The organism is Vibrio frigidus (genome assembly GCF_042465995.1).
Taxonomy (GTDB): Bacteria; Pseudomonadota; Gammaproteobacteria; order Enterobacterales; family Vibrionaceae; genus Vibrio.
Genome location: NZ_JBCDMC010000001.1, coordinates 94,555 through 110,269, shown reverse-complemented (window position 1 = coordinate 110,269; position 15,715 = coordinate 94,555). Strand labels below are relative to the sequence as shown.

General features: G+C 41.5%; 13 protein-coding genes. 8 read left to right on the top strand and 5 right to left on the bottom strand.

The window, feature by feature from the left end:
* The first annotated feature begins 26 nt into the window (after positions 1-26).
* The gene (locus AACW90_RS00505) at positions 27-2,444 is read left to right on the top strand and encodes a sensor domain-containing protein (RefSeq protein WP_390229370.1); all 2,418 of its coding nucleotides are present in this window, start codon (positions 27-29) and stop codon (positions 2,442-2,444) included.
* 79 nt (positions 2,445-2,523) lie between these two features.
* Here the strand turns inward: AACW90_RS00505 and AACW90_RS00500 are convergent, their stop codons facing one another.
* Together AACW90_RS00500 and AACW90_RS00495 are read right to left on the bottom strand one after the other, a co-directional pair.
* A complete protein-coding gene (locus tag AACW90_RS00500) occupies positions 2,524-3,291 on the bottom strand; it encodes a DUF4344 domain-containing metallopeptidase (protein WP_390229369.1) in 768 nt (255 codons plus the stop codon).
* Between the two features lie 76 nt (positions 3,292-3,367).
* Complete coding sequence (locus tag AACW90_RS00495) at positions 3,368-4,630, bottom strand: hydroxymethylglutaryl-CoA reductase (RefSeq protein WP_390230789.1); 1,263 nt, start codon at positions 4,628-4,630, stop codon at positions 3,368-3,370.
* 229 nt (positions 4,631-4,859) lie between these two features.
* On the opposite strand from AACW90_RS00495, the gene AACW90_RS00490 reads away from it, so the two are divergent.
* Positions 4,860-5,141 carry a hypothetical protein gene (locus tag AACW90_RS00490; RefSeq protein WP_390229367.1) on the top strand — a complete coding sequence of 94 codons (282 nt, stop codon included), beginning with the start codon at positions 4,860-4,862 and terminating at the stop codon, positions 5,139-5,141.
* Between the two features lie 261 nt (positions 5,142-5,402).
* Positions 5,403-6,128: an MBL fold metallo-hydrolase gene (locus AACW90_RS00485; RefSeq protein WP_390230786.1), complete on the top strand. Its 726-nt coding sequence runs from the start codon at positions 5,403-5,405 to the stop codon at positions 6,126-6,128.
* Positions 6,129-6,227: 99 nt separating this feature from the next.
* On the opposite strand, the gene AACW90_RS00480 is transcribed toward AACW90_RS00485, so the two are convergent.
* Positions 6,228-7,622, bottom strand: coding sequence for a sensor domain-containing diguanylate cyclase (locus tag AACW90_RS00480; RefSeq protein ID WP_390229365.1), 1,395 nt, complete (start codon positions 7,620-7,622; stop codon positions 6,228-6,230).
* 239 nt (positions 7,623-7,861) lie between these two features.
* Here AACW90_RS00480 and AACW90_RS00475 point away from each other — a divergent pair, with 239 nt between their 5' ends.
* Together AACW90_RS00475 and AACW90_RS00470 are read left to right on the top strand one after the other, a co-directional pair.
* Positions 7,862-8,737 (top strand): AraC family transcriptional regulator, encoded by an 876-nt coding sequence (locus AACW90_RS00475; RefSeq protein WP_390229363.1) that lies wholly within the window; start codon positions 7,862-7,864, stop codon positions 8,735-8,737.
* 96 nt (positions 8,738-8,833) lie between these two features.
* Positions 8,834-9,709: a nuclear transport factor 2 family protein gene (locus AACW90_RS00470; protein ID WP_390229361.1), complete on the top strand. Its 876-nt coding sequence runs from the start codon at positions 8,834-8,836 to the stop codon at positions 9,707-9,709.
* A 115-nt stretch (positions 9,710-9,824) separates the two neighbouring features.
* Here the strand turns inward: AACW90_RS00470 and AACW90_RS00465 are convergent, their stop codons facing one another.
* On the bottom strand, positions 9,825-10,454 hold the full coding sequence (locus AACW90_RS00465) for a response regulator (protein WP_275136888.1): 630 nt from the start codon (positions 10,452-10,454) through the stop codon (positions 9,825-9,827).
* A 34-nt stretch (positions 10,455-10,488) separates the two neighbouring features.
* Positions 10,489-12,174 (bottom strand): nitrate/nitrite two-component system sensor histidine kinase NarQ, encoded by a 1,686-nt coding sequence (gene narQ / locus AACW90_RS00460; RefSeq protein WP_390229358.1) that lies wholly within the window; start codon positions 12,172-12,174, stop codon positions 10,489-10,491.
* Positions 12,175-12,417: 243 nt separating this feature from the next.
* Here narQ and napF point away from each other — a divergent pair, with 243 nt between their 5' ends.
* Genes napF through napA form a run of 3 tightly spaced genes read left to right on the top strand, consistent with a single transcriptional unit; the run spans position 12,418 to position 15,715 of the window.
* Entirely contained in the window at positions 12,418-12,966 is a 549-nt protein-coding gene (gene napF / locus AACW90_RS00455) for a ferredoxin-type protein NapF (RefSeq protein ID WP_390229356.1), read from the top strand.
* The gene (locus AACW90_RS00450; protein ID WP_195705674.1) at positions 12,967-13,218 is read left to right on the top strand and encodes a chaperone NapD; all 252 of its coding nucleotides are present in this window, start codon (positions 12,967-12,969) and stop codon (positions 13,216-13,218) included.
* A gap of 10 nt (positions 13,219-13,228) precedes the next feature.
* Entirely contained in the window at positions 13,229-15,715 is a 2,487-nt protein-coding gene (gene napA / locus AACW90_RS00445) for a nitrate reductase catalytic subunit NapA (protein WP_195705673.1), read from the top strand.

Here is a 15,715-nt window from a genome sequence, read left to right as displayed (position 1 = left end):
CTGGGGTTTTAAGGAATAACACGAATTTGAAATTAAGTATTTCCGTCAGACAAGCTATTTACGTTCTCGTTGCATCCCTTTGTTGTGGGGCGTTATCTTCTGCCGCGCAGATTTACCTTGGTTGGCAGCAAGACAGAGTTCTACAAACAGAAACGATCGCCCGTTCAGTAGATTTACATCGGGATACGCTTGGTAGCGCTGCTTACATATTAGATGAAACGCAAGCCAACGAAATATTGACCTCGCTAATACGGCAGCCTTTAATTAAGCGTGCGTTGCTTCTAGATGATTTCAAAGATGTGTTAGGTGAACAGATGCGCGGGGATACCTTTCCAATGACGGCCTCTCTTCGTTTTGTGTCTGAATTGGTTAATATTCCTTCCGAGCAAGTTTATAAAATAAGAGTTGGTTCGAATGAGGCGAGACATGCGATATTAACGATTGCCATTGATGAATCGGTCTTAGCCAATAACTTGATAAAAAAACTGATGGTTAACTTTGGTGTTTCTCTGCTATTCACTGTTTTATTGACCGCCATTCTCGTCGCGCTTAGCTACACATATATTTCCAAGCCAGTCATTCGTATAGCCTATTGGGTTAATAATTTAAATAAAGCCCAAAGCATCTCTTCTCTTCCATACACCAGAGATGATGAGTTGGGGATATTAGTTGATAGGCTCAGTAAAGAGTGGCAAGAAAATCAGTCAACCTCTTTAAAACTCAATGAGATGTTAGATAACGTGAAAAAAAGTGAACGCTTTTCACGAATGTTGATGGAAAATTCTAGTGATGCAATGTTTCTGTGCCATCACGGCTCAACTATCCATTTGGTCAATAATTTAGCTGAGAAATTAACAGGTCAAACCTCATCTGAATTGCTCGGTAATAGCTTGGCCGATTTTAGTCGAACCTATTCAGACTGTGAGCTGGAAGCCATATTTAAAAAAGTGATCGCCAAAGAAGTTCATGGGTATGAAGATACTTTAGTGTCTAACGTTCTCCAAGAGCAAAAAAGCGTGTATTTAGAGTGCAGAGCTACCGCTATAGTCATCGATGGCGAAGCATTCGTCATGGTGAATGCCCGAGACATCACAGAGAAAAAATTAGCACAAGAAAAAATTCATGAGCTTGCTTATTATGACTCGTTGACACAGCTTGCCAATAGAAGACTCTTTACCGAACAGATAGCGAGTAAAATAGAACGGCATAAAGATGATAATAGATATGGTGCCTTGCTTTATTTCGATTTGGACCAGTTTAAGAAAATTAACGATTCTCTCGGTCATTCGGTTGGTGATAGCGTATTAATTGAAGTTGCATCGCGTATCCGGGAAATTTTTGGGACCCAAGCGTTATGCGGTAGGATTGGTGGTGACGAATTTGTTATTGGCCTGATGGACCTTGCTGATAACCCCGAATATGCCGCTGAGCAAGCGTTACAGATGTCCAATAGCCTATTGTTACGTATTTCCGACCCATTGCAATTTGAAGACATAACGTTGCATACAACGGGTAGTATTGGTGTTGCTTTTTTTCCAGATGAAGCTATAGATGCTCACGAACTTCTTCGGCGCGCAGATACGGCCATGTATAAAGCAAAATCACTGGGTCGAAATGGGGTACAGTTTTTCAAAAGAGAGATGCAGTATGCAGCACAACATCTCTTGGCCTTGGAAGAAGGTATCTACGAAGCCATCAATAAAAATCAATTCGAGATATGGGTTCAGCCACAGGTTAATTCGAACGATGTTATTTTCGGAGCAGAGGTCCTCGTTAGATGGAATCATCCTCAACGTGGCTTACTGACACCACAAGCATTCATTCCTCATGCGGAAGAAACTGGACTGATTATTGATATTGATAAATGGGTCCTAAAAGAGAGTATCAAACAATTAAGGGAATGGAGGGATGACGGTGTAATGGGCGATCTTGAAAAGTTGGCTATTAACGTAAGTCCTACCTTTTTCCTCCAAGTTGATTTTGTTATCTATGTGATTAATCTGCTTGAACGGTATCAAGTGCCAGGTAATCTCGTCGTTTTAGAGATAACAGAAAATTTACTGCTGAATAATTTTGAATTGGCTAAAAACAAAATGCTGCAGTTAAAAAACAAAGGTCTTTCTTTCTCTATCGATGATTTTGGCACCGGCTACTCGTCGTTAAAGTACCTAAAAGAACTCCCACTTGACGAACTAAAGATAGATCGATCTTTTGTATCTGGTTTAACCGACGGCTCTGATACAACGTCTATTGTCGAAGTCGTAATAACAATGGCGAAGAACCTGCAGTTGGGCGTTATTGCTGAGGGTGTAGAGACTCAAGAACAATTAGATTTGCTGACTAAACTTGGCTGTAAGGCATTTCAGGGTTATCTATTGGGGTATCCAAAACCTTCCCATGAATTCACCAAACAGTTGAGTAATGAAAAGGTTGCTGAGACCTGAATAAGGTTACTCACAAAGCGTCAACGTTAAGCCTACGTCAGGTTATGTTATCTAGATGCAATTCGATGATACATCCTGATTATTGGTTTTCCTTAGGCCCTAAATAAACTAACCAATTCTGCGTCATGGTATCGAAATTATAGAGACAGTATTCCTTGCGGTCTTTTAGATAATCTTGTTCTACTTCATCCAACAAATAATTATATTTATCTGGGTTACTTCCATACACTAAACATAAGGTTGAAAAGTAGCGCTGTAAGTCAAAGCTGTGTTCGTCGATATACTCACCAAATTCATAGTAGTCAGGTCTGTCATCAGATTCAAAGGCAAACATATCGGCAGCACCGATAGCGATATCGTCGCCTGAATCGACATAATTTAATAAGATTATTGATGCAAAGTTATCAACGGCATCTTCTTCTTTTCCTAGCACTGGAATATTGTTATCTGCGATATAGGCATGGCCAGCTTCATGTAATAGTGTGTGTAATAATGTGTCTAGAGCGCCATCTTTGGCCGATTTTCCGAACTTCTTTTCGTAATCATTCTTTTCGAAGTAGTGGCGCGATTCAATATAGAAGCGATAGGGGATAAATACAGTGTGCTTTTCTGGGTCGTAAAGAGGTCCTTCTTCCCCACCAAACTCAATTAACAGGGTGTTGTTGAAAGGAAACCAGTTGTTTGATAAATCGACAATAGTGTTACTTAGACCACTCACCTTTATGTCTTGCATTGCTTTTTCTTCAGCAACGGACTGTGGAGTCGAAAATGTTATTTGTACATTTTCATTGGCGTAAGCGACAGAAAGACAGAAAAAGGTAAGAAATACAGCAGCGATGAGTTTCATAACAATCCAGTGGTCATAACATGGTCGCCTATGAGTTTAGCAAACGAACTCCAGCTTTGGCTAATCGTGGCGCGAGTTACTTTCGCGCGAGCTTATGGTGAGCTCGTGCGAAGTGTCCGGCACAAAAGGCGCCAACGATAGATAACTCTCCAGCTAAACAAAGAGCCGCGCATACTTCAGCAAGGGCTTGCGATTTGCCGGTACCATGTAACCCCATTAGATCTAAACAGGCTTTTTGGCTGGGTAATCCCGTTCCACCACCAACGGTGCCAAGCATCAAATTTGGTAAAGTGACGCTCGCATATAACCCGCCATTTTTGTCCACTTCCATACGAGTCATACCAATGGCCGACTCAGCAACACAGGCGGCATCTTGTCCACAGGCGATATACAGTGCCGCTAGCGCATTTGCATAGTGTGCATTTATCCCAATCGCCCCACTCAATGCGCCACCGACAGTGGTCATTTGACCAAACTGCATCATTTTTTCAGGTGTTGTGTGCAGATATTTTTGGATTAACTCCGCAGGAATATGGGCTTCAGCCGTCACTTTTTTTCCACGCACACTACGCAGAGTTTGAGTGTTGGCTTTTTTGTCACCTGATAAATTTCCGTCTAGAAAGGCGTACTCGGGTTCTACGGGTGTATGTGCCAAAATATATTCAAATACGGCGTTTGTTGCAATGGTCACCATATTCTGACCAGAAGCATCACCTGTTAAATATTCAAAGACAAGATACACATGATTGCCTTCAATATTGATATTAATATCCGTGAGCTTGCCGTAAGCAGTGGTGGATTCACCGACGTGTTTAAATTGGTCGTATTGAGTAACAGCCCAAGCCACAAACTGACCGGCCTCCGCTAGGCCATAAAAGGCGAAGCCTGGTGTTCTGGTCACACCTTCATTGAGAAGCATGGCACTAACACCACCTGCTGCAGTAAGCAATTTAGACCCTCGATTATAGGATGCAACCAAAGCAGCTTCTGTGGTCGCTAATGGAATAAGGAAATCATCCTTAGCAAACAACCCATTAACCCTTAACGGACCCGCTAACCCAACCGGGACCTTAATGGTACCAATAAAGTTTTCAATATTTTTATGATAAGTACTTGCCTGACGCTGCGTATGTTCATCTAATAACTCAGCTTTCAATGATAGGTTATCCAGATCACGCCAACGTCGTTCGATGTTTTTTTCTGTTAAATAAGGGCTTGGTATAAGGCTTTTCTTGGCTGGTGCGTAATTAGGGGACAGCATATGCTTCAGCTCTTGTGCTGTGATATCGCCACCAAGAATAGAAACATAGTCGCGACGATGCAGATCGAGTTTAGGCATATCTTTCTCTCGTTTGAAATTTTCGCTGATTTTACGGGTTTCTTTTTCAGACACAAGGTTTGCTTATACTGTGTTACAGTTTATTGGATTCTGGCAATATCTTACTGGTTTAAAGCATGCGCCAGCTTATAAATCGTTTTTAATTTATTATACCTTGTCCAATCAATAGATTATGGTGGAGGGTATACTATTCCAATTAACGAACGGGTCAGTACTCTAAGGACTGTTTATGAATATAGATAAAGCCAAAAAGCGCATCGCGAAGCATGTTAAAAAGGGTGATAAGGGCTATCCAATCATTTCGATAACATATTTTGGTGAGAAAATAGATTGTGCAACAGAAGTTTCGATCCAATTTACGTTGCATGAGGGTGGGGATGTCATGGAAGAGCGGTTCGCAAGTAAAACTGACGCTAGAGAAGATGAAGTGATTCAAACCACGCTGCTTAAGGTTATTGAACGAGCGAATGCCAATACGGTTTTGGAAGTAGAAGGTGTCTCTATTTTATAGTGCTTTCGCTGCAATCGAAGACTTACTATATAGAAAACAAAATCGCTACCAATTATGGTGGCGATTTTGTTTTTTAGGCATTCTAATTCTAACTGCGATTTTGTTGTTTTCAATGTTGTAACATAAATTTAACAATTCTGGCATTCTGCTGCTATAGTTGGTCCGACCAGATAGTTCGGCGTCAAGACATTAGAAGTCGAACGTTAAACCGCATAAGGACATGTTTTGCAGCTGCATAGAATTCAAGGGTATATCCAAACCATGTATCTGGCTGAATATCCAGATAAGCTCATGTTGTTAGATGGTGGTAGTCGCGCGGATATTCCTCATTTAAGAGATTTCATTGAGCATCAACTCCAACGCCCATTTACAGACCTGAAATTGGTTGTTGTCACTCATATGCATCCAGACCATGCGGGTGCCGCACATAAATTGCGGGTGCTAACAGGTTGTACTCTTTTGGCGGCAAAACGAGAGACAGATTGGTATGGTGGATGGGATGGCTGGCTGATGCATTTAACAGACTTAATGCTGGCGCTATGGGTGGCAAAGCGAATGCGTAAACCAAAACAGAACCTGTGGTATCCGCGTAAGCTAAAACCTGATGTTGAAATGCTCGATGGTGATGCTATTCCAGGTTTTGAAGATTGGCAGGTTCTGGATACGCCTGGGCACACAGATAGAGACCTTTCCGTATATCATAAGGAACAAGGGATATTATATGTCGCAGATCTTGTTGTAGAAGTAAAAAACACACTCATTGCTCCATTTCCAATTTTTCACCCTAATCAATATCGCTGCTCAATTGAGAGGGTATATGGATTAAAGCCGACGTTTTTGTTAGCCGCACATGGCGGTGAAGTCACATTTAACGCAGTGGCTTATCAACACCTATTGAATACCGCACCGAAACAGCCGATCACCCATTGGCGATTTACAAAAATAAAGATCAAAAAGTTGATGCGTAGCTTAATGCTTAGGAAGTAGAAAAACAGCGGCGATAACTATTATGTATTCGTTGAAGAAGAGAGTATGGGTCTTATTCATATCGCGTATGCTACGTTAATCTCGAATCTTCGATAAACACTAGCCTATTACAATGCAATCTCGTCCGTTATCTTTGGCCTTATAAAGTAACATATCTACTCTTTTTAATAAGGTGTAAATATCGTCGTCATCCTCCAACATAGTGACACCGACACTCACGGTTAAGATGATCGCCTTATCCGCAATTTTCAAACCTGCTTGTCTAATGTTGCTTTGTAGTCTTTCTAAGGAGGTTGAGACGCCTTGAACATTTTTGGTGGGAAATATGGCTAAAAACTCCTCGCCACCCCAGCGTCCATAGACGTCATCACTTCGGCTAAATTCATTGGCAACATGAGCAAAAACCTTTAACGCCTCGTCTCCAATAGCATGGCCATGTTTATCGTTAATGTCTTTGAAATTGTCAAAATCAAATAGTGCGACAACTAGGCCATGTTTATGTCGAAACTTATTTTTTATATAGTCTTGTAATACTTGTTCTAGAAATCCTCGATTGGCTAATCCAGTTAATGCGTCGGTATTGGCTAATATTTCGAGTTGGTCGTGGGCGTTCTTCAATGCATTGAGGTCATTATTTCGAGCAACTTCATGGCCTACCCACTCCGCGAACAATCGGATCAATTCATAATCTTGTCTTATAAATGGTTTGGTTGGCGAATTACTTGAGAAGTTGAGTGTGCCATAGCGTAGACCATCAACGAAAACTGGGACGCCTATATATGCTTCGAGTTTGAAATTTTGATAACAAGGATGGGATTCAATTTCACTCGTTGCTACGCTATGAAATCCTTTTGCTTTGTTAGCCTGAAAAACGTGCGTGCAATATGTCTCGTCTAAAGCAAAGCTCATCTGTTCTTCTAATTGGTTGTCCGGGTGTACAGCCTGTTGAATGATATAACGATTGCCATCAATTTTACTAAATATACCGATAGGTAAACCATAGTGGTCACAACCCAACAGGAGTATGGCCTCTAATCTTTGTTTGAAACTAAGCTGCTGATTAGAGGTTATGGAGTGGAGTTTGTTCAACGTCTCTTCCGCATTAAGGCGCGAAGAATCATCCTGAATCATCGCGACATAGAAGAGGTTTTTTCCTGCTGCATTCTTTATAGGGCCTCCAGTCACTTGGCACCTAAAAACATAACCAGATTTATTTTTGAAGGTAGCGATAGAAGACTCGTCGATATAGTCGGCTGTGTCGTTAAAGCGATTTTTCCCTAAATCAGAAAAATCGTGCTCATTGGCGTATAACATTCGAGTACTTTTGTTTAGTACTTCTTTGTCGCTAAAACCGAAAAGTGTTTTTGCTGCGTCGTTAATGCTGACAATTTTTCGGTCTAAGCTCGCGAGTATGACGGCTGTTTCTATATGCGCGAACACAACAGAGAGTGTTTTGACGTCCAGTGGCAATGCTGTATCAATGTGGTCAGTCATAAAATACTTAACGTCCCTATTTCGGTTGACGAGTCTAAAAGTATCGCTCTAAATGGTGATAATTGCTAAGAATAATAAATACATACATAAAAGTTTGTATGAATACATCGTATTACAGATTCAGTGAATGAATCTTGTGTCTTCGATTCCTTTCATTAAACTGGAGTGAAAGTAGTAACATCAACCTGGAAAAGTAGTGGTTCACAGACTTACATAGCTTGGTATAAATGGGGTGCGGTATGAATATTCCAGCGATTAGATTTAAACATAATAAATGCGATCAAGCCGAGTTTGAGATGGTCGAACTCGAATCTCTTTACCAACGAGATTTGAGGCAAAGGCCTGAAGAGCCACATCGTGTCACCTTTTTTATGCTTTTGTATATTGAGGAGGGCGAGGGTGTGCATATGGTGGATTTCGAAGAATATCCATTTACTTCCGGGTCTTTTGTCTTTATTCAAAGAGAGCAGGTTCATGCGTTTGATTTCTCTTCTCAACCGAAGGGGAAAATCATACTATTCACTCAAGATTTTTTGGACCGACTGCATGCCAATATGCGATTGCCGAATTACACACCGACTCATCTAAATAGTCACCATACACCTTTGATAAAACTAAATAAGCAAGATAATGGCCGATGTAAAACCTTGCTTGGTGAAATAACAAACGAGATAGCGCATTTAAAATCGGATCCGCTTATCGTTATGTATCTTTTCTCCTCTCTATCTTTGATGTTACATCGCTTACGACCAGAACTTCGCCACGATAAGCTTTCTCATGAGCAGAGCAATAAGTTCGCTCGATTTTTGGATTTGCTTTTTGAGTATTTTAAGAAAATACGCGATGCAAATTGGTATGCCAATCAAATTAATACCACATACAAAACACTCAATCAGGTATGTAAACTTGCCACTGATCTAACCGCGAAACAATTGATTGACGCGTATACAATGATAGAAATCAAAAGAAACCTAGTAGTCAGCAATATCACAACACAACAGATTGCCTATGATTTTGGGTTTGAAGACGCAAGCAATTTTGTGAAATATTTTAAGAAACACGCTGATGCGACACCAAGCCAGTTCCAGAAAGACTACTTGAAACCTTTATTGTAATAAGGTTCGATATTGACCATTTTTAGGCAAATATCTACTCTGCCCCTGTTTGGAAATAGTGACTAATATGCACTCATCCAATCAAGGGAACAAAAAATGAACAAATTAGCACTTTCAAATGTATTCGGTAATAGTCTTATTGTCGCTGGTATTTTAGGCCTTGCAGCATGCTCTTCAATAGCGAGTGAAACAGAAACAGTGTCAAACAAAGATAAAGCGGTTCAACTTATTTCGTCTATAGAAACTGGTGACCCCGCACCGATCGCTTATATCAATCCTGATCAATATATTCAACATAATTTGGGCATTAGCGACGGGCTAGCAGGTTTTGGCGCTGTCATGCAGATGCTGCCAACAGGCAGTGCTAAAGCCGATGTTAAACGTGCATTTCAAGATGGTGAGTATGTTGTTCTCCACACTGAATACAATTTCTTCGGTCCCAAAGCTGGTTTTGATGTATTTCGTTTTGAAGAAGGACAAATCGTTGAGCATTGGGATAACTTGCAAGAAATCGCACCAAAAAACCGTAGTGGGCGCACTCAGTTTGATGGAACGACTGAGGTCAAAGACTTAGAAAAAACAAAAGAAAACAAAGCACTGGTTGCCGATTTGGTTGATTCAGTTTTTATCAAAGGTGAATTTTCGAAAATTGGTCAATTTATTGGCCCTAAAGGTGACGACTACTTACAACATAACGTAGCTGTTGCTGATGGTCTAAGTGGTTTAGGTGAAGCAATGAAAGCGCTAACAATAGCTGGGTCACCAATGATTTATACTAAAAATCATAAAATATTAGGCCAAGGTAACTTTGTTATTGCGATTAGCGAAGGGGAGTTCATGAAGAAGCATGTTGCATTCTACGATTTGTTTCGAGTTGAGAATGATATGATTGTTGAACATTGGGATACGATTGAAGAGATCCCAGTTAAAGCTGAACGGAAAAACACAAACGGTAAGTTTGGTTTTAAGTAATCTTCGAAGAAGATTAGTGTTAGCTTTCTTCAGGCAATAAAGGCCTGAAGGAAACCGATGAGAGGTGACGACTGATTAAGTTCCCCCAATAAAAAGTGTTATTGGGGAGAACTGGTTAGGATTTGCCTTTATTTTCTAAATAAAGGACGGTTGCCGCAACGCGGGATTTTACGCAAAGCTTTTTAAGTAGGCTTTTGATGTGTACCTTTACCGTCGCTTCAGAGATAAATAATCGATCAGCGATTTGTCGATTACTAAAACCTCTCGCGACCTCAACAAGAATTTCTTTCTCGCGATCCGTTAGTGAGCTAAACATGTCATCACTCACAGATTTATCACGCATTATTTCCAACACATACTCGTTATATGCATTCCCTGTGACCATCGCTTGTTTAAGCAGACGAATGAGTTCATCTGGTTCGGTATCTTTAAGCAAGTAACCGTCGGCACCAGCATCGACTAACGCTTTAATATCTTGCTTGTTGTCAGAGACCGTAAGCACGATAACGGTTGATGTGACGCCTTCTTCTCGCAGTACTTTAAGGGTGTCGAGACCGGACATGCCTTTCATATTGAGATCGAGTAATATCAGGTCAGGTTCTTTTCGGCATGCTATGGTAACGGCATCGGCACCATTACTGGCCTCAGCAATAACGGTGAACTCATCTTCGAAAGATAGGAGTTGACTCACGCCTCTTCTCATTAGAGGGTGGTCATCGACTAATAGTACGTTCCAATTTGACATTTCTTTTCCTAATTTAATCCGAGTTCAGGTTTATCTACATCTGTAAGGGGAAAAGCAGCTGTACTGTACAGCCTTCACCCGGGCTACTAAATACTTTGAGCTCACCATTCAGACGATCAGCGCGTTCAGACATGATGGTTAAACCGTAATGGTTAAGCTTTTCAACGCTAGTGCAGAATCCGTTACCATTATCAACAATACTGATATTAACTGATCGATCTTGCTGGTGACAATTTATCTTTATTTCAGATGCATTTGCGTGTTTTATGGCGTTGAGCACCGCTTCTCTAATCAGCTGTATAACGTGTACCTGGTGGTTTGCGCGAAGAGATATTGATGCAAGTGTGTTTTCTAGGATTATCTCCGCCTTTGTCTGCTCTTCTAATGGTTTCAGCAGCTCTTGCAATGCTTCCTCTAGATTTGCTTTACCAATCGTCAATCTAAACGTGCTGAGCAATTCGCGTAACTGTGTATAAGTCGCACTCAGTTGCGTGTCTATCTCTTTTGCGGTTTCACCCGCTAGTTCCATATTCGGCTTCGCAAGGCTTCGATTGAGTAACGTAGTTTGAATTTTTAAGTAAGATAGAGACTGCGCAATAGAATCGTGCAACTCTCTGGCAATGGTTGCGCGCTCTTCCATTAGCAATAGTTGTTGGGTCTGTTTCTGAGTATTATTATAGTATAGACCGCGAGCAAGAATATTGGCTACGTTAGCGATGAGTTCTTGATCAGGGCAAGGGAGAATGAACTGCCATTCGAGTCTTCCCATTATATCGCCATCAATTTTTAGCGGTTCAACATGCCAAGTAGAGTTGTCTGCGTCGCCGACCAAAAGGTCCCATTCTGCATGGGCCTCTTTAACAACGAGACGTACGGCAGTCACCCCTTCCGTTGCTTGTAAGTAAGAAAGTATGTTCTTAAAGTTATCTTCTCCAAGATGGCTGACAGAAAGTTCTTGTTGGCATCCGTAGAGAACCTCAAGGGAGTTTTTAGCATGCTCTAAACGGTGAGTTTTTTCAGATATTTTTTGTTCAAGCTCAGAATAGTATTTTTCTAATTCCGTGGACATTCCGTTAAAAGCGCCAGCTAATACACCAAGCTCATTTTGACTTTTAATTCTCAATTTGAAACTGAAATTACCTGATTGGACTTCTTTGCTTGCGACCATTAATTGTCTCAGTGGTTTTACGATCTTTTTCTGAGAAAAATAGATGACATATGAAACAACCGTCAAAATAAGGATAAAAACCAAGCCATACGCGAGAGATAAAATTTGTAGTTTAAGCTGAGAGAATTTCTGCAGCTCATAGACAAAAATATCGATTTGATTGACGTAATTGGCCACTTCATCTAGGTAGGAAAATTTGTTTTCTGATAACAAGGCTGGGTGTAGTGCCTCCCAGCGTTCTAACAAATGTTGATAATTACTGACTAACGAATCTGGCGTTATCCAATTTTCAATAGCACGTAACGTTGGCGAGTTTAGAGAACGTTCATAGCTGACAATATGATCATAAAATAGGACTGATTGTGTCTCTATATCAAAGGCTAAGCGATAGCTCTGCATGCGAAGAGAACCCGCAATATTTATGGCTTCGGCATCATCTAAATTGGAGTATAACGATATCAATGTGATCAATGTTGATATCACCGATAAAAGGAGAATGATTATCATTGCTCTTGCAATTGTTTTCGTTACAGAAATCTGAGCGCGTCGCAATTAAATTTCCTCCGATTGAGCATGGAATAGAATTGGTTATTGTGTGAACTAAAGCGATGATAAATATTGATCTTGCTCAAGTTCACAAGCTAATTACCTCTTTGTAGGTATTTATTAGCCGAACCCACATCTTAGACTAAAGTTATAATGAATAAATAAAAATATTAACAAAAATGTCTACTTAAAGATGTTTGTTAATTTGGTCACTAACATAATTGTCACAGTCATTTACAGAGGAAAGTTTTGGTCGATTTAGCACGGCGTCGTTTGTTTAGCCGAATACCAAAAGCGCAATTACTGTCTGAAATTGGAAATGTACAAGTACCTCAACGGATGCCATGGCTTGTCGATGAACAGACTTTTATCGCAGGATGTAGTCGTTGTAATAAGTGTTTAGACGTATGCGAAACCGCCATCATTATTCAGGGAGACGGCGGTTTTCCTGAAGTCGATTTTGGCAAAGGTGAATGTTCCTTTTGCGAAAAATGTGCAGATACATGTCCCGAACCTCTTTTTTTTCCACGAACTGAACCTCTTGTTTCGCGGACTGAAAAACCTTGGAAACAAGTCGCAAAAATCAATGACAAGTGTTTGTCGATACAAGGTGTTGAGTGTCGAGTTTGTGGTGATAATTGCGAATATTCAGCAATTAAATTCCGACTTCAAGTGGGTGGCAGTGCAAAGCCACTAATCAATGAATTTGATTGTACTGGATGCGGAGGTTGTATTAAGCCATGTCCATCTGATGCAATCGGTATGTATAAAATGGAAAGCATAAAACAGGAAACATAGATGAGTTATCACGTGAGCAGTTTAGCGGTGCATGCCGCCGCTGACAAACTCGAAGCGGTGAAAGCTGCAATAGAGGCAATGCCAGGAACTGAAGTTCCTGGAACAAGTGAAGTGGGCAAGTTAGTTGTGGTTATCGAAGGTGATAGTCGTGACAGCCTCGCGGATCGTTTTGATAAAATTAAATTATTGCCAGGGGTGCTAGCGGCAACTCTGGTTTTCCATCAAATGGATGAGCAAGTTGAGCTTGACTGAGGAAGCAAAAATGAGTGTCAGTAGACGAAGTTTCTTGAAGGCAAATGCAGCGGTTGCTGCGGCATCGATAACGGGAGTTATACTTCCAACATCGATTGCTCAAGCTGCTGGAAAAGATAATGAAGTAAATTGGGATAAAGCACCCTGTCGTTTCTGTGGTACTGGTTGTAGTGTTTTAGTCGGTACGCAGAACGGCCGAGTAGTCGCATCTCAAGGTGACCCAGACGCACCAGTAAACCGTGGTTTGAACTGTATTAAAGGGTATTTCCTACCGAAGATCATGTACGGGAATGACCGTTTGACTCAACCGTTATTGCGTAAAACCGATGGTGTTTACGACAAGGAAGGTGAATTTACTCCAGTAAGTTGGGATGAAGCTTTCGATATAATGGAAGAGAAGTTCAAGGCAACACTGAAAGAAAAAGGACCAACGGCCGTGGGCATGTTTGGTTCTGGTCAGTGGACTGTCTGGGAAGGCTACGCCGCAGTAAAACTTTTTAAAGCGGGTTTCCGTTCTAACAACCTCGATCCTAACGCTCGTCATTGTATGGCGTCAGCGGTTGTCGGTTTTGCTCGTACCTTTGGTATGGATGAACCTATGGGTTGTTATGATGACTTAGAGTACGCAGATGCATTCGTACTTTGGGGGTCAAACATGGCGGAAATGCACCCGATCCTTTGGTCGCGCCTAACTGACCGTCGTTTGTCTGATAAGAATGTTCGTGTTGCGGTTCTATCTACCTATGAACATCGTTCTTATGAGTTAGCCGATAACCCGATTATCTTTACGCCACAAACTGACCTTGCGATTCTTAACTACATCGCTCACTACATTATTTCTAATAATAAGGTGAACCAAGACTTTATGGATAAGCACGTCAATATCCGTGAAGGTGAGACTGATATAGGTTATGGGTTGCGTCCTACTCATGCACTTGAGAAAGCGGCGAAGAATCCAGGTAGCAAAAAATCAACACCAATGTCTTTTGAGAACTATGCGAAATTCGTCGCCGATTATGATGCAGAAACCGTTTCTAAGCTTTCAGGTGTGCCTGTAGATCAGCTTGAAGAACTTGCTGAAATGTATGCTGATCCTAAAGTTAAAGTGGTGTCTTATTGGACAATGGGTTTCAACCAACATACTCGTGGAGTATGGGCAAACAACTTGGTCTATAACATTCACTTGTTAACCGGCAAGATTTCTAAGCCGGGTTGTGGGCCATTCTCGCTAACTGGTCAGCCTTCCGCATGTGGTACAGCTCGTGAAGTCGGTACGTTTGCGCACCGCTTACCAGCAGACATGGTGGTAATGAATCCTAAACACCGTGAAATGTGTGAAACCAAATGGAATATTCCTGCAGGCACCATTCCGGCAAAACCAGGTTACCACGCAGTTCTTCAAGATCGTATGTTGAAGGACCGTAAGCTAAATGCTTACTGGGTCCAATGTAACAACAACATGCAAGCTGGCCCGAACATGAACGAAGACCGCCTTCCAGGTTATCGTGATCCAGCGAACTTCATCGTTGTTTCGGATCCGTATCCAACGGTTACGGCGATGGCAGCTGACCTTATTCTTCCAACCGCTATGTGGGTAGAAAAAGAGGGGGCTTACGGTAACGCAGAGCGTCGTACGCAGTTCTGGCGTCAACAAGTCTCACCACCGGGTGAAGCTAAGTCAGATATGTGGCAAGTAATGGAGTTTTCCAAACGCTTTAAAGTAGAAGAGGTTTGGCCACAAGAACTTATCGATAAGAAACCAGAGCTTGCTGGTAAGACATTATTCCAAGTTCTATTCGAAAATGGTGAAGTGAATAAATTCAGTGTTGATGAATTAGCAGAAGGCCAATTGAATGATGAGTCACGTGATTTCGGCTTCTACGTTCAAAAAGGTTTGTTTGAAGAATATGCTTACTTCGGTCGCGGTCATGCGCACGATTTAGCACCATTCGATATGTATCATAAAGCTCGTGGTCTTCGCTGGCCTGTGGTTGATGGGAAAGAAACCTTATGGCGTTATGTTGAAGGCTATGACCCATATGTAAATGAAGGTGAAGAATATTCGTTCTACGGTAAACCAGATAAGAAAGCCGTGATATTTGCGCTTCCTTACGAGCCGGCAGCGGAATCTCCAGATGAAGAGTACGACCTATGGCTATGTACAGGTCGTGTACTTGAGCACTGGCATACAGGTTCTATGACCCGTCGTGTGCCTGAGTTGTACCGCGCTTTCCCGGATGCAGTTGTCTATATGCACCCATTGGACGCTAAGAAACGTGGTTTACGTCGTGGAGACGCAATAACAATTGCTTCGCGTCGTGGTGAAGTTACCAGTCACGTTGAGACTCGTGGGCGTAACAAGGTACCGCAAGGCCTCGTATTTATGCCGTTTTTCGATGCTAGTCAGTTAACCAACAAGCTAACCCTTGATGCGACTGACCCACTATCAAAAGAGACGGACTACAAGAAATGCGCAGTTAAGATCGGAAAAGCCTAG